Origin of the sequence: Bacillus sp. EB01 (assembly GCF_000613125.1) — a bacterium.
GTDB lineage: Bacteria > Bacillota > Bacilli > Bacillales > Cytobacillaceae > Bacillus_D.
On record NZ_HG964497.1, the window covers coordinates 5,243,742 to 5,270,042 of the forward strand.

At 41.7% G+C, this 26,301-nt stretch carries 26 protein-coding genes; 7 read left to right on the plus strand and 19 right to left on the minus strand.

From position 1 onward, the window contains the following. Window positions 1-119: 119 nt before the first annotated feature. A complete protein-coding gene (locus TY16_RS24775; protein WP_043934358.1) occupies window positions 120-1,142 on the minus strand; it encodes a LolA family protein in 1,023 nt (340 codons plus the stop codon). Between the two features lie 181 nt (window positions 1,143-1,323). Next, the gene (acpS, locus tag TY16_RS24780) at window positions 1,324-1,689 is read right to left on the minus strand and encodes a holo-ACP synthase (RefSeq protein ID WP_043934359.1); all 366 of its coding nucleotides are present in this window, start codon (window positions 1,687-1,689) and stop codon (window positions 1,324-1,326) included. A gap of 144 nt (window positions 1,690-1,833) precedes the next feature. On the opposite strand from acpS, the gene TY16_RS24785 reads away from it, so the two are divergent. Then, window positions 1,834-2,415, plus strand: coding sequence for a rhomboid family intramembrane serine protease (locus TY16_RS24785; RefSeq protein ID WP_043934360.1), 582 nt, complete (start codon window positions 1,834-1,836; stop codon window positions 2,413-2,415). A gap of 58 nt (window positions 2,416-2,473) precedes the next feature. Here the strand turns inward: TY16_RS24785 and TY16_RS24790 are convergent, their stop codons facing one another. From TY16_RS24790 to TY16_RS24825, 8 genes are all read right to left on the minus strand, one after another. Continuing rightward, window positions 2,474-3,922 (minus strand): PH domain-containing protein, encoded by a 1,449-nt coding sequence (locus tag TY16_RS24790; protein WP_331281074.1) that lies wholly within the window; start codon window positions 3,920-3,922, stop codon window positions 2,474-2,476. Further along, complete coding sequence (locus TY16_RS24795; RefSeq protein ID WP_043934361.1) at window positions 3,912-4,391, minus strand: PH domain-containing protein; 480 nt, start codon at window positions 4,389-4,391, stop codon at window positions 3,912-3,914. The genes TY16_RS24790 and TY16_RS24795 overlap by 11 nt, the downstream gene beginning before the upstream one ends. 76 nt (window positions 4,392-4,467) lie before the next feature. After that, a complete protein-coding gene (uvsE, locus tag TY16_RS24800) occupies window positions 4,468-5,433 on the minus strand; it encodes a UV DNA damage repair endonuclease UvsE (RefSeq protein WP_043934362.1) in 966 nt (321 codons plus the stop codon). A gap of 112 nt (window positions 5,434-5,545) precedes the next feature. Then, entirely contained in the window at window positions 5,546-7,054 is a 1,509-nt protein-coding gene (locus TY16_RS24805; protein WP_442853264.1) for a DEAD/DEAH box helicase, read from the minus strand. 205 nt (window positions 7,055-7,259) lie between these two features. Then, window positions 7,260-7,973: an alpha/beta hydrolase gene (locus TY16_RS24810; RefSeq protein ID WP_043934364.1), complete on the minus strand. Its 714-nt coding sequence runs from the start codon at window positions 7,971-7,973 to the stop codon at window positions 7,260-7,262. A 131-nt stretch (window positions 7,974-8,104) separates the two neighbouring features. Then, window positions 8,105-9,481 (minus strand): UDP-N-acetylmuramoyl-tripeptide--D-alanyl-D-alanine ligase, encoded by a 1,377-nt coding sequence (locus TY16_RS24815; RefSeq protein WP_043934365.1) that lies wholly within the window; start codon window positions 9,479-9,481, stop codon window positions 8,105-8,107. A 61-nt stretch (window positions 9,482-9,542) separates the two neighbouring features. After that, complete coding sequence (locus TY16_RS24820; RefSeq protein ID WP_043934366.1) at window positions 9,543-10,610, minus strand: D-alanine--D-alanine ligase; 1,068 nt, start codon at window positions 10,608-10,610, stop codon at window positions 9,543-9,545. 224 nt (window positions 10,611-10,834) lie between these two features. Next, a complete protein-coding gene (locus tag TY16_RS24825) occupies window positions 10,835-11,611 on the minus strand; it encodes a hypothetical protein (protein ID WP_043934367.1) in 777 nt (258 codons plus the stop codon). 384 nt (window positions 11,612-11,995) lie between these two features. On the opposite strand from TY16_RS24825, the gene mgtE reads away from it, so the two are divergent. Beyond that, a complete protein-coding gene (gene mgtE, locus TY16_RS24830) occupies window positions 11,996-13,354 on the plus strand; it encodes a magnesium transporter (protein WP_043934368.1) in 1,359 nt (452 codons plus the stop codon). Window positions 13,355-13,483: 129 nt separating this feature from the next. Here the strand turns inward: mgtE and TY16_RS24835 are convergent, their stop codons facing one another. Beyond that, a complete protein-coding gene (locus TY16_RS24835; RefSeq protein WP_043934369.1) occupies window positions 13,484-14,395 on the minus strand; it encodes a diacylglycerol/lipid kinase family protein in 912 nt (303 codons plus the stop codon). 175 nt (window positions 14,396-14,570) lie between these two features. Between TY16_RS24835 and TY16_RS24840 the strand changes: the two genes are divergently transcribed. Together TY16_RS24840 and gltP are read left to right on the plus strand one after the other, a co-directional pair. Then, window positions 14,571-16,223: a mechanosensitive ion channel gene (locus TY16_RS24840; RefSeq protein WP_043934370.1), complete on the plus strand. Its 1,653-nt coding sequence runs from the start codon at window positions 14,571-14,573 to the stop codon at window positions 16,221-16,223. Between the two features lie 294 nt (window positions 16,224-16,517). Then, window positions 16,518-17,798: a glutamate/aspartate:proton symporter GltP gene (gene gltP / locus TY16_RS24845; protein WP_043934371.1), complete on the plus strand. Its 1,281-nt coding sequence runs from the start codon at window positions 16,518-16,520 to the stop codon at window positions 17,796-17,798. Between the two features lie 37 nt (window positions 17,799-17,835). On the opposite strand, the gene TY16_RS24850 is transcribed toward gltP, so the two are convergent. Continuing rightward, the gene (locus tag TY16_RS24850; protein ID WP_043934372.1) at window positions 17,836-18,045 is read right to left on the minus strand and encodes a hypothetical protein; all 210 of its coding nucleotides are present in this window, start codon (window positions 18,043-18,045) and stop codon (window positions 17,836-17,838) included. Window positions 18,046-18,134: 89 nt separating this feature from the next. Next, window positions 18,135-18,536 carry an anti-sigma regulatory factor gene (locus TY16_RS24855; protein ID WP_043934967.1) on the minus strand — a complete coding sequence of 134 codons (402 nt, stop codon included), beginning with the start codon at window positions 18,534-18,536 and terminating at the stop codon, window positions 18,135-18,137. 545 nt (window positions 18,537-19,081) lie between these two features. Here TY16_RS24855 and TY16_RS24860 point away from each other — a divergent pair. Then, window positions 19,082-20,419, plus strand: coding sequence for a hemolysin family protein (locus TY16_RS24860; RefSeq protein ID WP_043934968.1), 1,338 nt, complete (start codon window positions 19,082-19,084; stop codon window positions 20,417-20,419). Between the two features lie 157 nt (window positions 20,420-20,576). Here the strand turns inward: TY16_RS24860 and TY16_RS24865 are convergent, their stop codons facing one another. After that, complete coding sequence (locus tag TY16_RS24865; protein ID WP_043934373.1) at window positions 20,577-21,416, minus strand: VOC family protein; 840 nt, start codon at window positions 21,414-21,416, stop codon at window positions 20,577-20,579. Window positions 21,417-21,736: 320 nt separating this feature from the next. Here TY16_RS24865 and TY16_RS24870 point away from each other — a divergent pair, with 320 nt between their 5' ends. Beyond that, on the plus strand, window positions 21,737-22,192 hold the full coding sequence (locus TY16_RS24870) for a winged helix-turn-helix domain-containing protein (RefSeq protein WP_043934374.1): 456 nt from the start codon (window positions 21,737-21,739) through the stop codon (window positions 22,190-22,192). Between the two features lie 2 nt (window positions 22,193-22,194). Further along, window positions 22,195-23,463, plus strand: a complete 1,269-nt coding sequence (locus tag TY16_RS24875; protein ID WP_043934375.1) for an MFS transporter — start codon at window positions 22,195-22,197, stop codon at window positions 23,461-23,463. Window positions 23,464-23,486: 23 nt separating this feature from the next. Here the strand turns inward: TY16_RS24875 and TY16_RS25480 are convergent, their stop codons facing one another. From TY16_RS25480 to TY16_RS24895, 5 genes are all read right to left on the minus strand, one after another. Beyond that, window positions 23,487-24,539, minus strand: a complete 1,053-nt coding sequence (locus tag TY16_RS25480; RefSeq protein ID WP_052342854.1) for a GGDEF domain-containing protein — start codon at window positions 24,537-24,539, stop codon at window positions 23,487-23,489. Window positions 24,540-24,942: 403 nt separating this feature from the next. After that, entirely contained in the window at window positions 24,943-25,110 is a 168-nt protein-coding gene (locus TY16_RS26745; protein WP_197028446.1) for a hypothetical protein, read from the minus strand. After that, on the minus strand, window positions 25,103-25,252 hold the full coding sequence (locus TY16_RS26750) for a hypothetical protein (protein WP_197028447.1): 150 nt from the start codon (window positions 25,250-25,252) through the stop codon (window positions 25,103-25,105). The genes TY16_RS26745 and TY16_RS26750 overlap by 8 nt, the downstream gene beginning before the upstream one ends. A 39-nt stretch (window positions 25,253-25,291) precedes the next feature. Next, window positions 25,292-25,525 (minus strand): heavy-metal-associated domain-containing protein, encoded by a 234-nt coding sequence (locus tag TY16_RS24890; protein WP_043934376.1) that lies wholly within the window; start codon window positions 25,523-25,525, stop codon window positions 25,292-25,294. A gap of 163 nt (window positions 25,526-25,688) precedes the next feature. Further along, entirely contained in the window at window positions 25,689-26,111 is a 423-nt protein-coding gene (locus tag TY16_RS24895; RefSeq protein WP_043934377.1) for an HAD-IC family P-type ATPase, read from the minus strand. Between the last annotated feature and the right edge of the window lie 190 nt (window positions 26,112-26,301).

Sequence of the window (26,301 nt, forward strand, 5' to 3'; positions counted from 1 at the left end):
CATACTCCCTGCCAGGCCAATACTCAAAAATACCGCCAGTTTTTACGGGTTTTGGAAAGCGTGTGAAATAATGCGGCAGGCCCTGGATAATGGGCCTGCCGAAAGTGAATAATTTTTAGTTATTTTACAAGCTCACCTTGTACAGACATGGCGAGGGAAACCATTTCAGCTTCAGTCAAATCCTTCGAGGCTATCATATAATCTATTCCATCCTGATTCCAGGTGATTGATTGTTTGGTTAAAGCGCCAATTGTAAATCCAAGGTCGACCGGCTCTCCGTTCATATCCGCAGGATAGGAAACAGTCGCAGGTTCAGTTAAGCGCCTTTCCTGAATAAGCGTGAAGGATTTTTCTCCGCCAAACGTTAAGACTACTCTCTTCCCATCTTCAATTGCCAATTCTTTCTCTTCTATCAGTGAAACACCAGGAATTTCTGCTGATGGGTGCTTTACAATGAAGGAAGTATCCTTATTATCACCATCAGCCATCGCAGGCGTGCCCACCTGGGCTCTTGTCATATTCTTCTGTGTATCAAAGTCCTTTTTATTAAGGTTCGCTTTGAAATTCACCTTGGAAAACTCGACTGTTACCAATGCATTCCTGTCAGAATCCATTACCTTCACAACCGCTGGTGACAAGTCTTTTTTATTCAGCTTAATTTCCTGCAGAGGGAGCATATGGTTATTTTGATATCTGGTTTTTGTTTCAAAGACATAATATTCTTTTGTGGATGAGAATTTGGCCGTTTTATCATTCATTATATCCTGAATTAACGATTCATATAGATAAGCCTGGCTACTGTTCGTTGGCCAATCGCTCTGGAAGCGGAAACTCTTGTTTAAAGCCGGTGTTAGTACGAAAACACCTTCCCCGTTCCTGAGTATCATTTGGCTTTGATCTTTCTTTGCGTTTTTTAAATTCACACGGTAGTAAGTAGGATCCTTATGCCAAATTTCCACATCATAAACCTGAGGGCTCGCCCCCATGGCAAGCGTCATTTTTGCATTGACCTTATACCCGGATAAATCTTCGAGCTTTCCTTCCAAATCTTTGCGGACAGATTCCTGTGACTTCGAGCCACAAGCGGACAGGACTAGTAAAGCCAACAGCCCGGCCATCAGCAGCAACACTTTTCTCCTCATTCCTTCAACCCCTTCATTGTCTATTCACTCGTTAGGGCCTCGGTGCTCACTTGCCTCTACAGCCCGTCTTCCCTATGTCATTACGAATATATGAGACAACCTTGGGGTTTATGATAGCTTGCCTTATCATTAAAAAGAAAAATGCTCTCTTCTTGTAATAGCCTTCCGGAAAAGCCTATTGTCAGTGTTCTAAGTTGTTTTCTTCAATGATAACTTGGGCAGTAGCATACTGCTTCGTATGGGAAATGGAAAGATGAGCGCGGACCCCATCAGGCTTCAAAAAAAAAGGTTTTCCGTTGGAATCCTTCCCGATTTCAATATCATGAAAGGAAAGGATCTCGCCAATTCCTGTTCCATTCGCTTTCGAAAAAGCTTCCTTTGCAGCAAACCTGCCTGCCAGAAACTCGACCCGCCTTCTTTCCGGCAAGTTCAAGTACATATCCTTTTCCACTGGTGTCAAGACCCTATCAGGAAACCTTAATTGCCTCTCCGCCAGTTTTTTTATTCTGTCAATCTCAATTAAATCGATTCCTATCCCTTTAATCATGATTTACATCCTTCTAATCAAGAATTTGTTCGCATAGCAATAGTCTGAGTTGGATTTTACCTATTGGAAACCGCTATGATAGAAATAAGATTTGCCTTAAATATTAAACATTCCAAAAGCCTCGCCCATAAAGGAGGGTTCCCAATGTTCACAAGGACTGAAAGCCTTGGCCAATTTATTCGTTTTTATCCAATTGTTTCAGCAATTATTGCTTTTAATCTTGTTTTTTATCTCGCGACGGTCTTGCCGTTTTTACCGAACTATTTAATCATGGAACGCTTAACAGGCGTTAACTTGTACATCGCTGAGGGAGAATGGTGGAGGCTCATAACCCCGATTTTTATGCATGGAGGGTTTCCGCACCTTCTGTTCAACAGCTTTTCACTCGTTTTGTTTGGCCCTGGCCTTGAACGGATGCTTGGACGTGGGAAGTTTACCCTCGTGTATTTACTTTCTGGAGTTGCAGCCAATATTGCAACATTCATCCTTGAGCCTTTGTCATTTAGCCACGTCGGTTCAAGCGGGGCAATATTTGGTTTGTTTGGTTACTACGTAGCTGTTGTTCTGCTCCGCAAAGGCAGAATGTCCAAAGAAGACAGCCAAGTAATCCTCACAATCGCCGCCATCTCCGTTATCATGACCTTTTTTCAGTCCAACATTAACATTACTGCCCACTTGTTTGGCCTCTTAGCCGGATTCCTGCTCGGTGGTGCTGCTAAAAAATAAAGATTTGGCCGTCCTCGTCATCTAAGACGGCCTTTCTTTTTCGTTGGCACTCAACCAATCATTGCTTTGTCTGTTCCTTGGAATACCAGTTGTATATAAAAAGAGCATCTTCGGCATCCACATCCTGCACACTGCCCCCGGCTGTACCGGCACCCGACTTCGCATATGCTTGCACCCGGGCAAGCTTTTTTCTTTTTTGAAAATAACTTTCCCGTAAATCCAGCGATTGTATTTTGTTTTTCGTCATAAATACGGTAACTTTAGCTAGGTTTCTAAAACGGAAGCTTAGCTGTCCACCATCAATCCCCCAGCCGGCTGCCCGATAGCAGCTATATGCCCAAACTGTACCGAGAATAGGGAGCAACAAGGCAGTATACCCCCATGGCCGGAAAAAGAAAACCATAACTGCCGCAACGGGCATGGTTATCAATAAGTTTCTTAACATATAACGGCTTAACGCCCTTTTCGGAACCGGGACAAGCGTAGTTTTAAACTGATACGCCGGAAGATGCCCAGATAGAACCGATGAGACTTCACTCACCTTTATAAGCGGTAAAAGAAGGACTCTTGCCCTATCCTTATCGATAGCTGAACCACCTGCACTTTCCACATGTACCGCGGCATAACCAAGCATTTCCCGCAGAGGATTCTGGGTAATTTGAATGGCTTGAATTCTCTTTAGAGGGATCGTAATTTTTCTTTTTTCCAGCAATCCGCGTGAAATGATTAAGTCATCACCCGTTTTTTCAACCTTGTAATTTCCATACTTAATCATCGTACCTGCAATTGCCAATACCCATGCAATCAGAAAACCCATAAAAATGAGAATGGAAACAAACACAATCCCGCTTTCCACTATTGTTTCAAATCCGCTAAAAACTTGTTTATATGGTATGAATTCATCAAACTGGGTCAGGAATGCAAGAACAGCGGAAATCACAACTCCCACTCCACCAGATGTGGAGGCCATAATGAAGAGGAGGTATGGGGATAGCTTATAAATCGGGTAGTCCTCCCTGGCTGGTTCTTCTCCCCCTTGATCCCGCGCCAAATTTCTCCCGGAAAAAATAACATCCTCCAAACGCGCGGCTTCTTCCCTTGTTATAGCAGTAAGACTCGCCTCGGTCGAGTCGCTTCCAGCCCCGCCTCCAGCTGTTTCAATTTTCAGCTGCACCAAACCAAATGGACGGTGCATGATGCCCTCAGAACGATCTATGCTCTGAATCCTCTCGAGAGGGATGTATCGTTTCTTTTTGACAACGACTCCAAATTCAAGCCGCAGTTCATTATCCTCTATTCGATAGGTGAATCGGAGCCAAGTCAGGATTCCGGAGATAAGCGCAATGAGTATGCCGACAATGGCAAGGCTAACAAAAAACAAGCTCCGCCTATCCCCTCCAGAGCCAAATATAAGAAAGGCGGCAGCCGGCACGACAAGCTCCTTTAATTGCTTAATTGAGTTTATCACTGCGGCTGCCGGGTGCAGCCGTTTCGGTTCAAACATCATCATCGGCCACCCTTGCCAGCTTGGATATTTGAATTCTCAATCTTTCCGCCTCCTCTTCTTCGAGGGCGGGAATTTCATGGGTTGTTGCAGCGGTCGAGATCATCACAGTTGCAAGATTGTATTTCCGAAGCAGCGGCCCTTGAAATGTGTCAACATGCTGGACGCGGACCATTGGAATTAACGTGCGCTGAATGACAAATATCCCTTGCTGGAGTTCAATTTCCTGCTCGCGGACCTCATAGCGCCACCGACGCCAACGAACTCCGGGGAATACGGTAACTGACAGAATTGTATGTATAGCCTCAAGCAATGCAAGCAGACCCAGAATCCACAGCGGCCAATCAAAAATAAAAAAAAGTGACGCGACTCCAGCCATGATTGACCAGGCAATAGCAGCTACAATCCCGCCCGAAATCCTCCAAACCTTTAGCGCCTTATCGGAAATTTTCGTTTCAGGCTGTGCAATCATAAATATCCTCCGTTTAAATGTTCTGCATTAAGTATACCGGAGGGAGCATTGCCTCGCACGAAAAAATGAACAGATCCTATTTCAAATAGAATGATGCCCCATCAATTACCTCAATTCCCGGTTCACTTTTCAAGTCATCCATAAGCTTAAATAAGGCCGCATCCTTTGCTTTTGCTTCAATCATGCAATCCAACTCTGGTACAGATCCCTTAATTCCGTGCAAAAATTCAAGGAACATAGCTGGATCAATATAGTCGGCATGTGCCCTGTATTCCTTCTCTGATTTTGGACTCGAAATATGCATTTTGACCGGCAGTTTAGACCACGACCAAGAGGCTACAACCCTTTCCCAATCCTGCTCCCACTCGCTTTCATCATGATGGGCAAGATGGTGGTGATAATCAAATACACAAGGAACCCCCAGCTTCTCGCATAGGTACAGGCTTTCTTTTAATGTAAAGGTTGTATCATCGTTTTCGAGTATAGTCATCGCCTGAAGCTGCTGTGGAATATAGGCCCAATTATGAATGAACATTTCAAGTGCCTTTTCTTTATCCGCATAGCCCCCTCCTATATGAATAACACAGCGATGCTCGGATGGAATTTTCATTTCCTTTAAAAAACGCCGGTGCATACTGAGTGTCTGGATGGATGTTCTTAATATTTCTTGCTTATCAGTATTCAGGACAACAAAATGATCGGGATGGAAATCGACCCTGATCGGATATTCCTTAAGAAAGTTCGCTATATTACCAAACCCTTCCCTTAGCGGACTTACGTAGTCCCAATCGTCAAGCTCTTCATGATTGGCCAGCGGCACCAACCTTGAACTTAAACGAAAAAACAGGATATCATTCGCCCGGTTGTGTCTGAGCAGCCTTAAACAGTTCTCAAGGTTTGACTGTGCAATCCGCTCGAGTTTCCTGACGGCAGCATCACGGTCCTTCAATCGCTGGAATTGGGCAAAAGTCATGGTTTGTGAGGGTGAACAGTTTGAGAGAGTTGTGCTCATCGCTACATATCCTAGTCTTACAATCGTCATAGGCCGGCTCCTTCCGAAATGGTCTTTCCTTTAGTATTCCATTCCAGAAGGCAAAACATTAAATAATAAAGAGGGTACCCTAAATTAAGGGCACCCTCTTGTTTATCCTGCTTTATTCAGGCCTTGTATTATTGTTATAGCTGCGAGGCTTTGAACCTGTCCGCTTTTCATACGGGCGCTTGTCACCACTGCGAGGACCATATGAGCCTTTCTTCCGGCGATCATAACCGCCCTTGGCATCGCCAGTCCTTCTCCTATCATACGGCTTTCGGTCCCGATCGCGGTCCCTCCGCTGTGGAAGCGGTGATTCATCCGTAAGCTTAACCGGGGTTGTGTCAGGTTCTTTCGTTAACATTTTCAAAACAGCCGCAACTACGGTTGAAGCATCGTGGCCTTCGAGAAGTTCAGCAGCTGCCCGGGAATAAAACTGGAGATTATTATCTTCAATTGTTTGGGTAATCCGCTCAATCACAGCCTTTTGCTGGCCTTCGAGTGCCTCATCAAGAGTTGGCGGCGTCATCCGCTCCATCTTCCGCTTGGTAGTGCGTTCCACGACAGAAAGATAAGACTTTTCACGAGGTGTTACGAATGTAAGGGCCATACCAGCTTTCCCTGCACGGCCTGTCCGGCCGATACGGTGAACATAGGATTCAGGATCTTGCGGAATATCAAAATTATAAACATGAGTTACACCTGAAATATCCAAGCCACGCGCAGCAACATCTGTTGCAACCAGGACTTCAATTGTCCCCTCTTTGAACTTGCGCAAAACGGACATACGCTTAGCCTGAGTAAGATCTCCGTGAATTCCCTCTGCAGCATAGCCCCGTAAGTTTAGAGCTTCAGAAAGCTCGTCAACACGACGCTTGGTACGGCCGAAAATAATAGCCAATTCAGGTGATTGAATGTCAAGGAGTCTTGTTAGAACATCGAACTTATTTTTTTCCTGAACTTCAACATAATACTGTTCAATCAAAGGAACAGTCATTTCCTTTGTTTTTACGCGAATTACCTGAGGGTCACGCATGAATTTCTCTGCCATCCTCTGGATTGGAGCTGGCATGGTTGCCGAGAACAGCAATGTTTGCCGTTCTGCTGGTATTTCAGCAAGAATCGCTTCAATATCTTCAATGAAGCCCATATTCAGCATTTCATCCGCTTCATCCAAAATAGCAGTATGAACCTGATCAAGGCGGAGGGTTTTCCTGTTGATGTGGTCAATTAAACGACCTGGAGTCCCTACAACAATATGAGGGCCCTTCTTTAGGGAACGGATTTGACGGCTAATATCCTGGCCACCGTAAATAGGCAACACTTGGACACGCTTGCCGGCACCGATTTTATACAACTCTTCTGAAACCTGGATAGCCAGTTCGCGGGTCGGTGCGATGATAATCCCCTGGACAGCATGGTTGGAAATGTCGACCTTTTCAACAAGCGGAATTCCGAATGCGGCGGTCTTCCCTGTACCTGTTTGTGCCTGTCCAATCAAATCCTTATTTTCCATGCTCAACGGAATGGTTTCAGCCTGAATTGGCGTTGCTTCTTCGAAACCCATCTTCAAAACGGCTTTAAGAGTCTGCGGGCTCAAGCCTAGTTCTTCAAACTTGGTCAATGTTATTCATTCTCCTTCTTGTAAAGCTCTATAGTTTACGTGCAGAAAAACGTCCTGAATTCACATAAGAGGTTAGTCCTTAACCTTCACTTTTCTATTTTAGCAAAAAAAGACATTCTCCTTGTAGGAGTATGCCCTGTAATGACGAACTTTTAGACACGTTGGGTGTAATCATACCACTTTTGCAAAACTAATGCAATTAAGCTTCCCTTCAGGTGGATAGGGACATCTCCGGCATTTCCTGCAAAAAGGCTTCTACCTCGGAAAAAAGGGCATCTTTTTCCTGGCAATGACATATATGATGTGCTGATCCTTTTATATAGGTTAATTTCTTCTGTTTAGCAGGTATCGTTTTGTACAAGTATTCCGCACTTTTAGGTGGAACAAGTCCGTCCATTTCTCCCTGGGCTATAAGAGTCGGCACCGAGATTAATTCAAGCTGTGGGCGCACATAGCTGACCAATCTTCGAAACTGCAAAGCAGCGGTTAGTGGTGTCTGAACTATTTTTTGTTTATAACGCAAAAATAATTCATTTTCGGCCAGATTTCCGTGAACCAAGTCCCGTGCGATATCTTTTATCTCAAGTGCCAATTGCCTTGGGTTTAAATAATAGGCCGCAGCACTTAGCAGGACAAGCTTGTCGACTTTATGGTTTGCAGCAATATAACTCGCAATCATCCCGCCCATTGAAAAGCCAATTACATATATAGTATCGCACCTCTGGGCAAGAACAGAATACTCCTCCTCGGCATGTTCAATCCATTCGCGGAAAGCAACCCCTCTTAATGCAAGCATCTCTCCATGGCCAGGTAAAGTAGGAATTCGGAACTCCCACTCTGGATGTACCTTCATTAAATGTTCAGCCAGCGGCTCTACTTCATAAGGCGCTCCAGTAAAACCATGAATGCATAAGCAGCCTATCATGTATGTCTCACCTCCTTGATAAATCCTATTATAAACCGTAAAAGGGAACCAACTCAGGGACGGTTTGATTCTAAAGATGCCCTGTGTTTTTGCATTGTTCTTCGATTGTTTTTAACAAAGGTTGTATTGGATTAGTTTTTCTGCAAGGACGTAACAACTTCCTCTAATTTCATTCCCCTAGATGCCTTTACTAAAACAAGGGTCTCACCATTAGTATGTTTTTTTAATTCTTGAGTTAAGTGCTGCTTGCTGGTGAATGAAAATACCCTTTCTCCACCAAAAATCTTGCTGGCACCGTCTGCGATCTTGGCTCCCAGCTCGCCATAGGTAAATACAAAGCTGATTTTTTCCGGATCGATTGTTTCGCCAATTTTAAAATGAAATTCCTCTTCCATTGGCCCTAGCTCAAGCATGTCGCCGAGCACAAGGACCTTTCTGGCATAGCCCGGCAGATTTGCAACTAATTCAATTGCAGCTGTCATCGAAGTAGGGCTTGCATTATAGGCATCATTAATAATTTTTTCTCCATTGGCTCCTTCTGTCATTTCCATGCGCATCTGGGTAAGTCTTGTTTCTTTTAGCCCTTTAGCGATTTCTTCAAAGGAAACGGAAAAATGGCGGGCTATCAGGATAGCGCCCAGCGCATTGACAATATTGTAAATCCCTAGGACCGGCAAATGAAATGGCTGATCTGATAAGTTAATTTTAAAATTATTGCCACTTTGAGTCTGATTAATAGTAGTTGGATAAATCTTATTAGATTCACTTCTGCCAAAGGTCTGGACATTCAGCTCTTTTCTGCCTGCAACCCTATCCATCAAGAGGGGTTCATCCCCATTCAAAACAGCAAGTCCGCCTTCTTTCAGCCCCTCAAGAATTTCAAGCTTTGCTTCGGCAATCGCCTCTCTAGATCCCAGGTCAAGCAGATGGGCTTCCCCAATATTCGTAATAATGACAGCATCCGGCTCAGCCAGCTTTGTCAGCAGGGAAATTTCCCCTCGGGCGCTCATGCCCATCTCTAAAACAGCAATTTCTGTATTTTTATCCAACTGCAGAACTGTTAGCGGAAGTCCAATATGATTATTAAAATTACCTTCCGTTTTTTGCACCTTGTATTTTTGCGAAAGCAGGCTGGTAACCATATCTTTCGTAGTTGTTTTTCCATTGCTGCCTGTTATGCCTACCACTTTAACATCCAACTGTTTAAGATAGGCTCTTGCAAGCTCCTGGAGTGCAGCCAGGCAATCCTCGACCACCAAAAGAGGCAGCCCCTCTGGAGGATTCGGAACATCTTTTTGCCATAGAGCTGCAGCGGCACCTTGTTTAATAGCTGATGCAACATAGCGATGGCCGTCCACCTTTTCTCCCTTAAACGGAACAAACAAATTTCCGTTAGCGGCTTTACGCGAATCAATCGCAACACCAGTAATGACCGTTTCGTTAAAAAGAGACGTATCATTGGAAACTGGAATCATATCCGCAATTTCCTTAATCGTTTTAGAAATCATTTACGTACCTCCCATTGGAAAAAGGACACCGCCTAGGCGTGTCCCTTTCACTATATACATGCTAAAAAGTGTATTTAATCGTCTGCTTCTCGGCATGCCTTTCCAGCGCCAGATTCACAAGTTTTTCAATAAGCTCAGGGTATTCAATTCCTGTATGCTTCCATAGAAGAGGGAACATACTAAATGGCGTGAACCCCGGCATTGTATTTACCTCATTAATTAGGACTGTGCCATTCTCTGTCAGGAAGAAATCCGCCCGTACAAGCCCTGAGCAATCAAGCGCCTTGAATGCTTTGACAGCCATATCCTTCATCCTGCTGTATTTGTCATTGCCTAGTTCAGCAGGGATAATCAATGCTGTATTGCCGTCTTCATACTTGGCTTTGTAATCATAAAAGTCCTTTTTAGGTACAATTTCACCCGCAACCGAAACCTCCGGATTATCATTCCCAAGGACAGCTACTTCAATTTCCCTTGCTGTAACACCGACTTCAACAATTATCTTGCGATCGAATATGAACGCCTCTGCAAAGGCATTATCGAGTTCCTCACGGTTTCTGCATTTGCTAATACCGACACTGGAACCGAGATTAGCCGGCTTTACAAAACATGGGTACCCCAGCTTTTCCTCTACCTTTTCATATGCTGCTTCTCTACCGGTTTCCCATTCACTGCGGATGAATGAAGTATAATCAACCTGGCCAAGACCTGCCTCTGCAAATATATTCTTCATGATGACTTTATCCATACCCGCAGCCGACGCAAGCACCCCATTTCCGACATACGGAAGATTAAGCAGCTCAAGCAGCCCTTGAACCGTGCCATCTTCCCCATTCGGGCCATGCAATAGAGGGAAAATGACATCGAGGTTATTTCCATCTGCTCCCTTAAAAATTGATGGGTCAAACTGGCTTGCTTCCTCTAGAGGTTTAAATTCAAGCTCTTCGATTGATCCAACCGGACCCAGCAATTGCTCACCCTTTACCCAATTCCCATCTACGGTTATGTAGATAGGGTAAATGTCGAATTTCTCAACATCAAGTGCTTTGATGACAGCCAGTGCGGTTTGCATTGACACTTTATGTTCTGCGGATTTTCCGCCGTATAACAAACCAAGTTTGGTCTTCATTTTGTTACCTCCAATTTATTTTCATACTCATTTTACATAAGTAAGAGCAGGATAGAAATAATTAACCTCATATTAGTTTATTAAGAAGGTTCATAGGCGGAACCACTAATTACAGAAATCCCCACCCCTAAAATACCCTCGGTAAAAGTTTCCAGTCTCTTATTTCCAGCCATGCACTATGTAGGAACCCGCAGTAACTTTTTATTACCCTGAAAAGCTCGCGGTCAAATAACAAACAGTTTCCAGTCTTTTAGTTTCTTATCAAACACCAACTTGGCATGGCACTGTTTTCGGACTGTTCTTGTGTAAGCCTCGTACATATCATCCATATTCGCAAAATCCCCAACCATCCAGATAGGGATTTCAATTCTCCCTTTTTGGGAATCTGCATCCTTAACAGATATACAAATTCCTTCCTTCATAAATGGTACTAGTGATAAGAGGAGATCCTTGTTTAAACTGGGATAAAGCCGTTTCTTTTTTATACCGAAAAGTGTTTTTTCAAATTTCAAATCACCCATTTTCAATGGGATGACATAGCTGAGCATCGAAAAGAAGTCCATCATGCTACGATAATATGTTTTATTAGACCAGCCATCGTCGTGGGACAAATATACAAACCTGTTCCCCAGCTGATTATAAAATGGCAGTTTTAGATGCTGCATTGCGTGGCCTAGATATAACAATTCAGCTATCTCCTGGCCACTCAATTCGTTTAGGACCGCTTCCTCGGCAAAATCAATCCAGCAGAAATCCCCATACCCATTCACATCTTCTTTTGATAACTTTCCGATTTTTTCCTTCATGACATATTCAAACCGTGTATGGCGATTAAATTCTCCATCCTCAAATTGATGTTTCAATAAGAGAAGATGATTTGGAAAGCCTGAAAAAGCGGCCATGAATTCCCGGAATTCAATGCCACAGGACAATACATATTGGGAAGCCTGGTTTAAATGAACATAAATTAGGTCACGCACGTCCTGATTTTGCTTTTTCATGGCAAACCCTCCATTCTTTCTTCATTAAAGTTCCCTTCCCATCATAACAAAAACCAGAAAAAAATTCGCTTTTCTATTCTTTTTTCTGCTTGTTTGCCTTTCTTGTTTTGTGGAATAATTTTATAAACTATATAAGTGGAAAGCTAATCAGCACAAATCTACAGTGTTCGTTATACCCTAATCAACAAATTCCGTTTTCAGACTTATCTTTCATGTCTCTAACCTTCACATATACAGCGCAGACTGCTATATATGCGAACACCTTACAATTAAAGAATTGCATAAAAGTACCATACACAAAAAAGTTATCCTCTCTTATTTCAAATTGACGGTTATTCTCATATAATGAACATGGCAACCTCTGCCGGAAAGGAGTGTGGGCATATGATTCAAAACATGTCGAAAGACCAGATTACCCTTCTGGTTATTAAGGCCATCAAAGAAAACAAAAGAAAAGAATTCGAGACAATTCTCGATGAGCTCCAGCCGTATGATGTGGCCAGGCTTTTTGAAGACTTTCCTGAAAAGCACAAGACCCGCTTCCTCCTATATCTGAATCCACACCTTCTTGCTGATTTGCTTGAAGAGCTTGATACTGAAGAACAGCATGATGTCCTTAACAGATTGGGGATTGAAAAAACAGGGAAAGTCCTTGATTTGATGGATAATGATGACCTTGCCTCACTTCTTGAAGAGCTGTCTCCTGAAAGAATTTCCGCCCTTCTCTCAGGGATGAAAAAAGAAGAGTCAAAAATCGTTCAGGACATCATGAATTATCCTCCAGAAACCGCTGGCCGTCTTATGACCAACCGATTTGTCTGGATCCGAAATTATTATACTGTCCGAGAAGCGGTCGGAAAATTGAAATCCTTCGCCGACTTTGCCGAAACCATTAATTATTTATATGTAATTGATGAACAGAGGCGACTAGTCGGAGTTGTTTCATACCGAGACCTGTTGATTGCCGATTCTAATGAAATTATAAATAACATTATGTTCGAACGCGTCATTTCTGTTTCCGCCGAAACAGACCAGGAGGAAGTAGCACGGATGATTGAACGGTATGACTTTATGGCAATTCCGGTTGTAAATGCTGAAAAAGTCCTCGTTGGGATTGTTACGGTCGACGATATCATTGACGTTGTCATTCAGGAAGCAAACGAGGATATTGAAAAGTTGTCTGCTTCTGGGAAATCAATTGACTTTGATACAAAGGCTTTTATAGCTGCTTACCGAAGGCTCCCCTGGCTAATCCTCCTTTTGTTTATTGGGCTTGTATCCGGGCGAATTATCAGCTCGTATTCTGACACACTTCAGCAAGTTGTTGCCCTCGCCTTTTTCATGCCGATGATCTCCGGGATGACAGGGAATACCGGGACCCAATCGCTTGCAGTTGTAGTCCGTGGGTTAAGTACTAATGAAATTGACAAGAAGGTAATTTCAAAATTAATCGTCCGCGAATTAGGCGTTGGGCTTATTATCGGGCTAATCTGTTCGATTTTAATAGCGGTTATTGCATTCATTTGGCAGGATAACTATGTACTTGGTATTGTAGTGGGCAGCTCTCTATTTTTAACTCTAATTATCGGAACACTTGCAGGAACAATTATTCCGATCATACTGTATCATATAAATATTGACCCGGCGGTAGCTTCCGGGCCATTGATTACGACCTTGAATGATATTTTCTCGCTTATCACATATTTTGGGATTGCTACTCTATTTCTTCATCAACTTACATGAATGGATAATCGGAGACCTTCGAAAATCGAAGGCCTCCTTTTATTTTCACACATACTAATTTGTTCATTCTTGCTAAATCCCAGTCTCATAAACGGGATAAAGTAATCTTAAAAGGCACATATCATTTGCCTAATACATTACACTATCGTCCTTGGGAATAAGTGCAAGAATATGATGCTTTAGCACCCTCACCATAGCAGGCGTTTTTAGATATACCTCCCCGTCGGCGTCCGCCTCCATCACTTGATCTGTTGAGATTTTTATTTCACTCCCCATACAATGGATGACCTCGCCTGAAGCATCGTCGTCTCCTGCCGTAACGTCCGACGTTAAAATTTCTTTTATTAACCCCAAATTGGTATTTTTAATAATAAACACATTGGCCTGGCCATCATTAGCATGGATATTGGAGAATGGAAGCTGATTGGTTCCAATAAATCTTCCATTCGCAACCAAAATCATGACAGCCTCGCCTTCCAGGATTTCACCGTCGCAATCAATTTGATAGCAAAACGTCTCCATTTGCCTCATTGTCCGTAAAGCACTGAGATAATAACTGACTTTGCCAAACCACTGTTTTTCTGATTCCTTTATATTATTGGAAGCCTCGGTGACCAGGCCCGTCCCCCAAAAGTTCAAGGCATAGCGGCCATTGATTTCCATTACATCAATAGGAACCTCTATGCCTGTAATAATCATTTCAGCGGCTTGTCGAATAGTTTGAGGCATATTGAGTGTCCTGCTGAAATCATTACAGGTCCCTCCGGGCAAAATAGCAAGTATTGGCCTTTTTTCCAAACGAGCCAGGCCATTTATGGAATCATGGACTGTACCATCCCCTCCAAGGACAATGACTAGTTCAGCAGTTTCCCCGTACTCCATGCAGAACCGCTCTGCATGACCGGGCTCTGACGTCTTTAACAAAATCAATTCATTGATTTCCCTGCTTAATACCGGAATACATTCTCCAAGGCTTTTCTCGATATCTTTCTGTCCAGCATTTCCGTTGTATATTAAAAGACCTCGATTGTACATGGCCATGCCTGGTCACTCCTTCTTCCACTGCCATTCTAATTTACTTCTTCATACCCATTTCCCCACCACTTCATAAACCTCACTGAAAAATTGTTAAACTTTCACACCCGTTTAAGAATGAAAAACCCGGGTAAAGCAGGAATAGCTTGGAATCAAGATATACTAGAAGGAGTGGTCTATATTGAGAACTAATAATGACGTATGGGGAGGATGGGAGCAATTTACTTATAAGCTTCCAGACCTTCTAATTGCTTTAGCAGTCCTTTTAATTGGCTGGTTACTTGCTAAGGCTATAGAAAAAGGGGTTTACAAAGCTCTTCAAAAATCAAATCTCGATAATCGCCTGTTCTCTCATGTAAAGGACAGGAAATTCTCGTCCGAGAAGATTATCAGCAAAATTGTGTATTATATCCTGCTGGTATTCGTATTTATCCTTTTCTTTAATATACTTGACCTGAACATCATTGCTGGACCACTAGTAAGCATGATGTCAGCCATCACATCTGCTATCCCAAGCATTCTAAAAGCAGCTCTTATTCTAGCTGCAGGCTGGCTTGTTGCCTCAGGACTGAGTTATTTAATTAAAAAAGGTGGCCGTACATTAAGAGTCCACCAGCTTTCGCAAAAGTTAAATATTACAAAGGACAGTGAAGATCCTGGCCAGCTGGCAGACCGAATAGCTAAAATTGTATTTTATCTCGTTCTGCTCCTGTTCTTGCCAGGAGTTTTGGCAGCCCTTGACATAAGCGGCATTTCAGAACCATTCTCAAACATGCTTGGCAGTATCCTAGCTTTCCTGCCAAAACTGTTCGCTGCAGCTCTTATTGTCCTCGTCGGCTGGTTTATCGCAAAAATTGTCCGCGATATTGTAACTAATCTGCTTCAAGGATTGGGGCTTGAAAAACTGGTTGACCGTTTCGGGGCAAAAAGGCTTTTTGAAGGGACAAGCCTATCATCGGTAATTGGAACAATTGTTTTTGTTCTTATTCTTATCCCAACATTCATCACAGCCCTCGAACGCCTTGATCTTAATGGAATATCAGGCCCTGCCATCAATATGCTGAATGATGTTTTAACGATGATACCAAATATAATTGTAGGCATTATAATGGTACTCATTGGTTTCTGGCTTGGCCGATGGGCAAACACATTCATCACTGACTTGCTTGACCGTGTTGGCTTCAATAACTTTTTAAAAGGAGTGGGGATTGGCAAAAACTCCACGTCCGCACTTTCACTTTCAAAAGCTGTTGGAACAGTTGCCCAGGTTTTCATTGTTCTCCTTTTTGTAGTTGAAGCATTAAATTTAGTGGGCCTAGACTTCTTTGTTACACTTGCAACAGGCGTTATTGGCTACTTGCCACATGTTATTGCTGCCCTGATTATTCTTGTGGTAGGCCTGTATGTTAGCAACCTTCTCAAACGATTGCTTTCGAGCATGCTGCAGGGCCCTCATTACGGTATGCTCTCTTCAGTGGCAAAATACGCTGTCATTGCCATTTCAGTTTTTATGGCACTGGCACAGCTTGGTGTAGCAGCTTCCATCGTAAACGCCGCTTTCATTTTGATTCTTGGCGGTCTGGCATTGGCATTTGGGTTGGCATTTGGCCTAGGCGGAAGAGAATTTGCGTCCAAATACCTTGCCCGTCTTGATCAAAAATTTGAACAAACAACGGTAGTGAAACCACCTGCCCGCGATGGCAGCCAAAACCAGCCAGGATATCCCGGGATTCACAATCAGCCAGGAAACCCTAATCTTAATCAGGGACCTACCTTTACAGATCCTAATAATCATAACCCGAATGATCCAAATAATCCTTTTAACAAAAGGTAACCTACTGAATCCTGCCAGCCCAAGGGTTGGCAGGATTTTTTAATGTTCACTAACTTCTCTGTTGTTTTCAAAAAAAACACGGATAACTGATTATGCTGTCTGGCCCAAAGTTTTTTATTCTAAAACCCCTAAACTGTGCTTAAATAGACATGGTTTAATCACTTCTCTCGTGCTACTCTTAAAGGGTTTCCTAATTTTTATTGTTAATATTTACTTTTGACACATTCTACGAGTCTCATTAAAATGAGGAATATGTGTTTTTTTAACCAATCCAATTAAAGGAGTTTGATAGATATGAGAAAAATTGGTTTGGCATGGCAAATTCTGATTGGGCTTGCACTCGGGATTGCCATTGGCGCTATTTTTTATGGCAATCCTTCCGTTCAGGAATGGCTGCAGCCGATAGGAACTATTTTTATTCGGCTTATAAAAATGATTGTTGTGCCAATTGTCATCGCCAGCATTGTTATTGGAGTTGCAGGTGTTGGTGATATTAAAAAACTTGGAAAACTTGGCGGTAAATCACTGCTTTACTTTGAAATTATTACAACAATTGCCATCATGGTTGGACTGCTTAGCGCAAACCTGTTTAAACCCGGGCTAGGCATTGATATGGGTTCCCTGACAAAGGGTGATATTGGTAGCTATATGTCCACAACTGAGGAAGTACAATCTCACAGCATGGCTGAAACCTTTATTAACATTGTACCTACTAACATTATTGACGCCATGGCAAGGGGCGATATGCTGGCTATTATCTTCTTCTCCGTGCTGTTTGGGCTTGGTGTTGCAGCAATTGGTGAAAGAGGAAAACCTGTATTGAGTTTCTTCCAGGGTGTTGCGGATGCCATGTTTTATATGACGAACCAGATAATGAAATTCGCTCCATTCGGAGTATTCGCGTTAATTGGAGTAACGGTATCGAAATTTGGTGTCAGCTCACTCGTCCCACTTAGCAAACTTGTCCTCACAACATATGGAACGATGATATTCTTTGTCGTTGTGGTACTTGGTTTAACTGCCCGGATTTTTGGCATCAACATATTTAATTTGTTTGTGATTTTAAAGGACGAGCTTATTCTGGCATACTCCACTGCAAGCTCAGAAACTGTGTTGCCAAAGCTGATGGAAAAAATGGAAAAGTTCGGTTGCCCGAAAGCTATTACTTCTTTTGTTATCCCAACAGGCTATTCATTCAATCTTGATGGTTCGACATTGTATCAGGCTCTTGCCGCTATATTCATTGCACAGATGTATGGGATCGACCTTTCCTGGGGCCAGCAACTTTCACTTGTTCTTGTCTTGATGGTTACCTCAAAAGGTATTGCTGGTGTACCTGGAGTTTCATTCGTTGTTCTCCTGGCTACCCTTGGTACAGTCGGACTACCTGTAGAAGGTTTGGCTTTTATTGCTGGTATCGACAGAATCCTTGATATGGCTCGTACCGCCGTCAATGTGGTTGGTAATTCACTTGCTGCCATTGTTATGTCAAAATGGGAAAAACAGTTCGATGAAGCAAAGGCAGCTGCTTATTTAAATGAAATTCGCAGCACTAAGAAAACCATAGAAGCATAATTATTTTATTTTCTCGCCCCTCAGTGAAGGGGCTTTTTTATTTTTTTGAGGTTGTATTAGAGTTAGGACGTTGAATAAGCTTCTTGGATTGAACTTCGCGGGGGAAAATGCGGTTGTACAAGGAAAGCTTCCAAGAATGATTTTCGTACTCAATAAGGGTTAGGATATTGAGAATAATGAGGATCTTCGGACGAGCCTTCGCGCCTTCCGCTCCAATCGAAATTGCTATAACCTCAACAATATTCATTGACACACCCTTTTTTTAAAAAAATATCCATCCTTACGTTTAAGGATGGACGAGGTGTGGTATTAGAAAAATGTTTCATGGAATTTTCGTTAATCTAACCATTTAATAATTCTGATGCATGTCCCTTTTCCGGGTACTGTCTGGATTAAAAATTCATCCGCCATTCTCTTTATGGCAGGAAGGCCAGCCCCCAGGCTTCCAGACGTTGAAAAACCTTGCTCCATAGCACGTTCAACATTTACTATTCCCGGGCCATCATCAATGGCAAGGATCGAGATACCGCGTAAGCCATGCTCTTCAACAGTATCAATATATATTCTCCCATATCCTGCATACTTATATATGTTGCGGGCGAGTTCTGAAATAAGTGTTATAACCCTCGATTGATCAAAGAGGCTGAAACCCAGAGATTTTGCAGCTTTTCGGGCTTCCTGCCTGGCAGACATAATATCGTATTCTTCTTTTACTTCAATACATGTCTGGTCGTGCAGTAGGCAATCCGGTCTGATTTCATCTTTAATTTCAAAAATCTCCACCATTGATTCCCCCTTATAAAGTAAGCCAGAAGCTGAAACATCCTTGCTGGCTAAACTCCCTGCACACCGCACTAATAACTATATGTATATTAAACCCTCTTTTTCTATGTGTAAATTTACCCTTTTATATAGTATACTGGAAAACCTTACAAACAACCATTGGTATAATTTAGCTATACTGTATTAAATATCCCTCTGAATCCACCGGCGGTCCCTTTTATGCTGTTATTTCTCTGAAATAATTTTACAAGAAAATCATAACTCATTCGACAATTTAAATTTGTCGGAATTTGATAATTCTGAGGATTTATTTTCGGCATTTTCCTCCAATGTTTTTCTCCATACTAACAGGGGAAAAGGAATACTGGTTTTGATCATTTGCCTTGAATGTTTGTAATTAGCTAATAATATAACAGAAAACTTTTAGCTAACAGCTATTTCCGGGCTGGTTAAATCATACAGGAGGTGTGACCCTAGGGTTCTCGGGGCATATAGTGACAATAACTTTAATTAATCTTTTACTTGTATTTGTTCTAATTGCTATGACCGCATTTTTTGTTGTAACTGAGTTTGCAATCGTGAAGGTGAGAGGTTCCAGGATTGATCAACTAATTGAGGAGAACAAAAAAGGCGCAAAAGCCGCTAAGCACGTCATTACCCACCTTGATGAATACTTATCTGCATGCCAGCTTGGTATTACCATTACCGCTCTGGGACTTGGCTGGTTGGGTGAACCGACTGTAGAGGCGCTTTTGAAACCTATATTCCATACTCTCAACATGAATGAACATATTGCTGAAATCCTTTCATTTGCCATTGCTTTCTCAGTCATTACCTTCCTGCACGTTGTAATTGGCGAGCTTGCACCAAAGACCTTTGCAATCCAGATGGCTGAAAAGGTAACACTGCTGTTATCAAAACCGATTATTATTTTTTATAAAATCATGTACCCGATTATTTGGGCCTTAAATGGGTCTGCACGATTCCTTGTTGGACTTTTCGGCCTTAAACCAGCCTCAGAGCATGAACTTGCCCACTCCGAGGAAGAGCTGCGCATCATCCTGTCTGAAAGCTTTGAACAGGGTGAGATCAACCAATCCGAATTAACATATGTTAACAAGATATTTGAATTTGATAACCGGATTGCTAAGGATATCATGGTACCTCGAACTGAAATAGTTACACTAGCTATTGATGACAGCATGGCAGACATCCTGGAAACCATTCGACGTGAAAAATATACACGCTACCCTGTGGTGAATGGGGACAAGGACAATATAGCCGGTATGGTAAACATCAAAGAAATCCTGACTGCCAATTTAACGCCTGAGGCCTTACTGGATAAACCGCTTAGCAGTTTCCTCAAGCCAATCATGCATGTCATAGAAACCATTCCAATTCATGATCTTCTTGTTAAATTGCAGAAGGAGAGGACTCATATGGCGATTCTTGTTGATGAATATGGGGGAACAGCTGGCATTGTAACGGTTGAAGATATACTTGAAGAAATTGTTGGAGAAATTCAGGATGAATTTGATGCTGATGAGGTGGCGGAAATACGTAAAATTAAAAATGGGCATTATATTATGAGTGGAAAAGTTTTAATTGAAAATGTCAATGATGTACTTGGTACTTCTATTTCCGATGAGGATATCGATACGTTGGGAGGTTGGTTTCTTTCCCATACATATGATGTCAAAACCGGGGACTTTATTAAGGAAGAAGGTTATATATTCAGAGTAACAGATCTTGATGGACACCAAATCCTCTATATTGAAATAATTAAAGAAAAAGATTTCGAAAACAGAGATTTAGATGAGACTGACCCTTCTTCTTAGGAAGAAGGGTTGTTTTTCCAATAAGAAATGGGCAATAAATTGATGATGACTTATCGTATCGGGGGAACAAAAGGCCGATTAGGCATAGGCTCTCGAGCTGCATTCTGGTAATAGAAAAAACAGGAAGCCGCATGGGTGCTTCCTGTCATCATGATTATTAAATTGTCTCCAGCTTAACTGCTGTACCCGAAGGATCCTTTACCATATAATTATCATCAATTGCCACACCAAGATCATGGAGTTTTTTAATAACAGTCTCTCTTTGCTCCGCTGGCATAAGTAAGGTGAAGTATTTAAGTCCTACACTATTCTCATCAGGTGAAGGCGCGCCTACGCCATTCCAGGTATTCAGCCCAAGGTGATGATGATAACCGCCGGTTGACATAAACAAAGCCTGTGGATATCTGCTCACTAGATCAAATCCCAGTCCCTCACCGTAAAACTTTTTGGTTTCCTGCAAATTCGCCACATGAAGATGCACATGCCCAATGATTGTTCCTGAAGGCATTCCTTGCCACTTTTCTCCTTCTGCAGCAGCCAGAATACCTTCTGCATCAATTTGCTTCGTGGCCATTTCAACCTCACTTCCATTCCAGGACCAGCCTGAAGATGGGCGGTCCGAATAAATCTCGATCCCATTTCCATCCGGATCATCCAAATATAATGCTTCGGAAACAAGATGATCCCCTGCTCCTATTGGATATTGAATTTCCAGAAGATGCCGCAGTACCTTTCCTAATTCCTTCCTTGAAGGAAGAAGAATCGCATAATGATACAGGCCGCTCCTCCGTGGCTGTTTTGGAATGACATTATCAGGCTGTTCCAACGTAACAAGTTGATTGCCTCCAGCTCCAAGTACGGCTTGCCGATCGGACTGTTCCAATACTTGAAAACCAATTACTTTTTTATAAAATTCAAGGGATCGCTCTAAATTTTCAACCTTTAAGTGAACGCCGCCTATAAACGTATTTGGGTAAGTATGAAATTTCTGTTCCATATTTGTACCCCTCTCATAATTTAGTTACTTTATGTAAGTAAGTATACTTTCATTATCTAGTTGTGTCAACCTTAAAATTCCCTTTCCTTGCTTGTTTAAGCAAGGAGCCTTTAGGTTCAGTTAAGGATTCCTTCCCCTTTCTGCTCCTTTTAAATCATTTCCTTACCGTAGGTTGATTTATATAGTCATTTACTATGTATGGAAAATATAATTCCTTTTTTTCCAATTAAAGGTTGCATTCTAATTATTTAGAACGTAAAGTAAAATTAAATCAAAATACTTTTTTAGAAAGAAGTGCAATAAAATTGGAATATAGGATTATGGACATAACCTTGGAACAGCAGAAACTAATATCAACACCTTTACGTGTGAAAATTATCTATCTCTTAAGCGAGCAGGCAATGACGGCTAAACAGGTTGCTGATGAACTAGGAAAAACAGCCGGGAGCATCCACTACCATATTCAGCAGCTTTTTAAGGGAGGGATTCTGGACCTAACAGAAACAAAGGAAAATAAGGGGATTGTCGAGAAATACTACCGCTCAAAAGCAACGCACTTTAACTTAAAAGAACGCAGTGAAGGAACGAAGCAAATGGGAGTTACCACAAAAGGCATAAGCCTCGAATTTACGGAAGAAGAATTGAAGGAATTCGAAGACGATTTTGACTCTCTTCTCGAAAAATGGCTAAAGAGAACCGTGGCTCATAAGAACGGAAGAGCATCTTATGATCTTTCATTAGTATTCAAAAAACTATTACCTGGAGAGGAAGTGTAATCTTGAAACAAGCAGTTAAAAGAAATTTATTTCTTTTCGTACCTGCTAAAATGGTCGCGGTTCTCGGCTCCTCAATTTACGGCTTTGCAATTGGACTTTATATCCTTGAACAAACCGGCTCAAGCCTCAACTTTGCCATTACATTGTTAATGTCGGCTCTTCCAAGGGTTCTTCTCTCACCTGTTGCAGGGGCTCTGGCAGATCGGTATGACCGAAAGAAAATTATTATCTTTAGCGACTTTGGCTGTGCCATATGGCTAGGGATAATCCTTGTCCTTTTTACCTATGTTACACAGGATATTTGGCTGCTGTATATAGCTTCAGCAATTCTTACTACATTAAACACCTTTTATTCCAATGCAGTCACATCCACAATTTTTAATATGGTTGGTCCAGATAATATCCAAAAGGCAATGTCACTGAACCAGTCCGCCGCTTCCATGTCCGCCATCCTCGGCCCGGTTCTTGGTGGTGCCTTTTTCGGTTTTATGCCAATCACTACCTTCATGGCAATAAATATTGCTGCCTTTTCCATTTCAGGCCTTCTCAGCTTGTTTATCCGGTACAATCTCTTTGCCGAGAAAAAGGATTTAGTTGAAAGAACTGGTTTCTTTCAGGATTTAAAGGAAGGCTTTATCTATGTTAGAAATGAACCGTTCATTAAGCATCTTATTTTTTTCGCAATTTGGCTGAATTTTTGGTTTACAGCCTTTCCAGTTGCCCTGCCGTATTTGGTCTTAGTCGTTCGCAACATGCCCTCGTATCAATTAGGAATTATCGAAGGTTCGTTTTCAGTAGGGACTCTCCTAATGGCTTTAATTTTGTCTGTCCGGCCGGAAATTAAGAAGAAAGAGTTTGCGATCCTTAGCGGTATAACAGGTATGTCCATTGCATTAATACTTATGGGTCTTCCCAGTCTCCCAGCAGTTTCAGGCATACCCAACACAGCCATATTCATATACTTAATCGCCCTTGTCCTAATTAGCTCTTCTTTATCAATGGTCATAAACATGCCTATCTTTGTTCTGCTGCAGAAGAAAACCCCGGATGAACTTCGGGGACGGGTGATGTCTCTATTGGAAACTGGAGCAAGCGGGATGACACCGATAGGGCTTATTTTGTTCGGTGTTCTATTTGAAATTCTTCCCGCCTGGATGTTAATGGCCATCAGCGGAGCAGCAATCCTTCTCCTGGTTACTTATCACGTCTGGAAAAAAACATTCTCACGTTACCTGCGTGAAGATTCTGTTCCTGCCCAATCAGGACTTTAAGAAACCATAGTAAAAGCACCGGCTCATCCAGCCGGTGCTTCATGTAAATAAACTTTATTTCTCCCAAGTTGTTTTGATGTATAAAGAGCTTTATCAGCCCGGTCCAAAAGACTGACAATCGTATCGCGCTTTTTATATCCTGCAATCCCAAAGCTGGAGGTAATGTTTCCAACAACCTTGAATTCATGGGATTCAATTACTTTTCGCAGCCCTTCAGCAAGAATGACAGCTTCCTTCTCAGGTTTTTGAATGATGACGATAAATTCTTCCCCTCCCCATCTTCCAAAAAGCTCGCCTGCACCAAGATTCTTTTCAATTAAGGAGACAATTTCCTTTAGCGCTTCATCCCCTACATGATGTCCATATCGATCGTTAATTGCTTTGAAGTGGTCAATATCAAAAAATGCCACAGAAAAAGCATTATTACTATAAGCACAATCCTCAATACATCCTTCTAGCCAAGTATCAATCTGATGGCGGTTTGCAATCCCGGTCAAGGAATCCGTATACGCATCCCGTTTTGCCGCAGCCAGTTCCTTATAAACACCAAAAAGGTACTGTGTAAAATAAAGCATGACTATATAAACAATAGTTGCAACATAATATTGGATAAACGAGTCCATAGCCTCCGCCGAGATTCTACCCGCGTTTAGTATGCCTGGTATTAATGTAAGCCCCAGAATTGTAAATGCGACTATCAAACTATATTTCCTTCTAGTCGAAACAAAAATGTACATCATAATGACTGGCATCCAAATGATGAAATCTCCAAGCGAGTTTTCCCCGGCTTCTAAAATAACTTTATTAACTGCGTCATAGAACGTAATTATATGGTAAAGGCTTACTATTATTACACTTACAGACTCAACCAGGCGAAGTTGATTTTTATACAATAATAACCAGGAAATACTGAACCACACGATAAGAACAGTGTTGATTACAGTTCCAACTATGTGCTCGTTGCCTGACGTGTTTTGCAAGAAGTTATTTAATAACAATGAAACGAGGAGGCAAGGAATGATCCATAAATATATTGTGCGTTTTAAGGAGCTAAACGTTTCGAATTTATTCTTCATGCCAAAAACCTCCTTTTTCCTTAACTTTATTTTGTTATTATTTTCAAAAACTTTCTTCAACTTAAATATACTATAATTTCTCCATTCGTCTATCGGAAAAATGGACTATTGCAATACTTTTTTCTATAATGAGGGGTTACATTACTTCTTGGCTCTCTCTCCTTTTAATTTCAATTTTTGTTCTCCTCCGAAAAATATATGATTAATCCGATCTTCTCAATTATTAAGTTGAAAAAGAGATACAAAAAGAGCAGAAGATTAACAATCAATCCTCCCGCTCTTTTTTGACACTTCTATTTTCAATCCAGCATACAGCTCTTATACAGATTTTACTTTTGTGTTAATCACAAGTTTCCCAGGTCTTCAATAGCCTTTTCAATATTTATTTCTCCCTCTTATTCTCTTATTTATGATAAGAGCTTTCTGCCTCTGATAACATATTATATACGGCTGCATACGTTTCACATACATCTCCAGGAATCATGTAGTTATCTGTAATGTTACGCAACTGAGTAAACTCCGCTTCCAAGTTGGGTTTGTTTGTGCCAGCTTTTTTTACTTTTTCATTCATTCATTCCTTCAAATAGAGCACGAACTGCAAAAGCCTCCGGGTGATTGTTACCATGGGCACGGATAATCGCACTAGTGTATAAATCCAACTTCGGTAAATAATCAACGACAACTTCGCTAAAGGTCCTCACTTGTTCTGACATTATTGGGTTCCGCTCCCTTAAAGAATTTTGTTATCCGCCTTATGAGGATTTTACCTTTGATTTGATGACCGGATGGCCCAAGTCTTCAATGGCATTTTCAATATCTCCTATCATCAATATTTCTGAATCAAAATCTGCTTTCATCTTACTGGAATTGAATAATACCGTTACACTTGCTTGTTTGATCCCCTTCAATCCTTTTACAGCATTCTCAATCTTTTGCATACAAGATGGACAAGATAATGTTTCTAATTGAATGACTGCTTTTTGCAAGCTGATCTCTCCTTTCTTTAACATTGAGGCTTCGTTGTTCTTCCTCTTCACAAGTCAAGTATAGCCCCTGTTTCGTTTGAAAAAAATTAATAGAAATCAAGTTTTTCGGTAAGACAGCTTGAAATTTTGGCAACACCTTTTAAGCAGGTTCAGGCGTTTCTATTTAAGCTTCTCCAACAGTCCTTTTTCCTCCCAATCGATATCTCAGCAATATCATGCCGTTCACGATCACTACGAGGATACTAGCTTCTTGAACCAACATGCCGATGGACATGTTCATCCATTCACTAAAGAATACGCTAACAAGTAAAACTAATACCACACCTACCGCAATAGCGATATTTTGTTTCATGTTGCTTGCAGTTGCCTTTGTTAACCCTAAAGCATGTGATAAGTTACTGAAGTTGGAATTCATTAAGACTACGTCAGATGTTTCAATCGCAACATCTGTTCCGCTGCCCATTGCGATGCCGATATTTGCAAGGGCTAGTGAAGGGCTGTCGTTGACCCCATCACCAACAAAAGCTACGATGTGTCCTTCTGTTTGCATTTTTTTGATATACGCGGATTTATCTTCTGGCAACATATGTCCATGTGCTTCAGTAAGCCTAAGTTCACGAGCAACTAAATCGACTGTTCTGTTGATGGTTTTATTATAGGACGGTTATCGATATTAAAAATTGATGGGAATCAATTTTTAACATTCTTTTGCATTTCTCCTTAACAGCTTTTACTTTTGTTAAATGACTGAATAGCCCACGTTCAATACAGTTCCA

Bases quoted from the DNA above. Each gene is read 5' to 3' on its own strand.
- TY16_RS24820 (WP_043934366.1), bottom strand. From the start codon at position 10,610: ATGAAGACCAAACTTGGTTTGTTATACGGCGGAAAATCCGCAGAACAT.
- TY16_RS24835 (WP_043934369.1), bottom strand. From the start codon at position 14,395: ATGGCCATGTACAATCGAGGTCTTTTAATATACAACGGAAATGCTGGA.
- TY16_RS24795 (WP_043934361.1), bottom strand. From the start codon at position 4,391: ATGATTGCACAGCCTGAAACGAAAATTTCCGATAAGGCGCTAAAGGTT.
- mgtE (WP_043934368.1), top strand. From the start codon at position 11,996: ATGATTCAAAACATGTCGAAAGACCAGATTACCCTTCTGGTTATTAAG.
- TY16_RS24850 (WP_043934372.1), bottom strand. From the start codon at position 18,045: ATGAATATTGTTGAGGTTATAGCAATTTCGATTGGAGCGGAAGGCGCG.
- uvsE (WP_043934362.1), bottom strand. From the start codon at position 5,433: ATGACGATTGTAAGACTAGGATATGTAGCGATGAGCACAACTCTCTCA.
- TY16_RS26745 (WP_197028446.1), bottom strand. From the start codon at position 25,110: ATGAATGAAAAAGTAAAAAAAGCTGGCACAAACAAACCCAACTTGGAA.
- TY16_RS24870 (WP_043934374.1), top strand. From the start codon at position 21,737: ATGGACATAACCTTGGAACAGCAGAAACTAATATCAACACCTTTACGT.
- TY16_RS24785 (WP_043934360.1), top strand. From the start codon at position 1,834: ATGTTCACAAGGACTGAAAGCCTTGGCCAATTTATTCGTTTTTATCCA.
- TY16_RS24895 (WP_043934377.1), bottom strand. From the start codon at position 26,111: ATGTTGCCAGAAGATAAATCCGCGTATATCAAAAAAATGCAAACAGAA.
- TY16_RS24810 (WP_043934364.1), bottom strand. From the start codon at position 7,973: ATGATAGGCTGCTTATGCATTCATGGTTTTACTGGAGCGCCTTATGAA.
- TY16_RS24815 (WP_043934365.1), bottom strand. From the start codon at position 9,481: ATGATTTCTAAAACGATTAAGGAAATTGCGGATATGATTCCAGTTTCC.
- TY16_RS24825 (WP_043934367.1), bottom strand. From the start codon at position 11,611: ATGAAAAAGCAAAATCAGGACGTGCGTGACCTAATTTATGTTCATTTA.
- TY16_RS25480 (WP_052342854.1), bottom strand. From the start codon at position 24,539: ATGAAGAATAAATTCGAAACGTTTAGCTCCTTAAAACGCACAATATAT.
- TY16_RS24790 (WP_331281074.1), bottom strand. From the start codon at position 3,922: ATGATGTTTGAACCGAAACGGCTGCACCCGGCAGCCGCAGTGATAAAC.
- gltP (WP_043934371.1), top strand. From the start codon at position 16,518: ATGAGAAAAATTGGTTTGGCATGGCAAATTCTGATTGGGCTTGCACTC.
- TY16_RS24775 (WP_043934358.1), bottom strand. From the start codon at position 1,142: ATGAGGAGAAAAGTGTTGCTGCTGATGGCCGGGCTGTTGGCTTTACTA.
- TY16_RS26750 (WP_197028447.1), bottom strand. From the start codon at position 25,252: ATGTCAGAACAAGTGAGGACCTTTAGCGAAGTTGTCGTTGATTATTTA.
- acpS (WP_043934359.1), bottom strand. From the start codon at position 1,689: ATGATTAAAGGGATAGGAATCGATTTAATTGAGATTGACAGAATAAAA.
- TY16_RS24865 (WP_043934373.1), bottom strand. From the start codon at position 21,416: ATGGAACAGAAATTTCATACTTACCCAAATACGTTTATAGGCGGCGTT.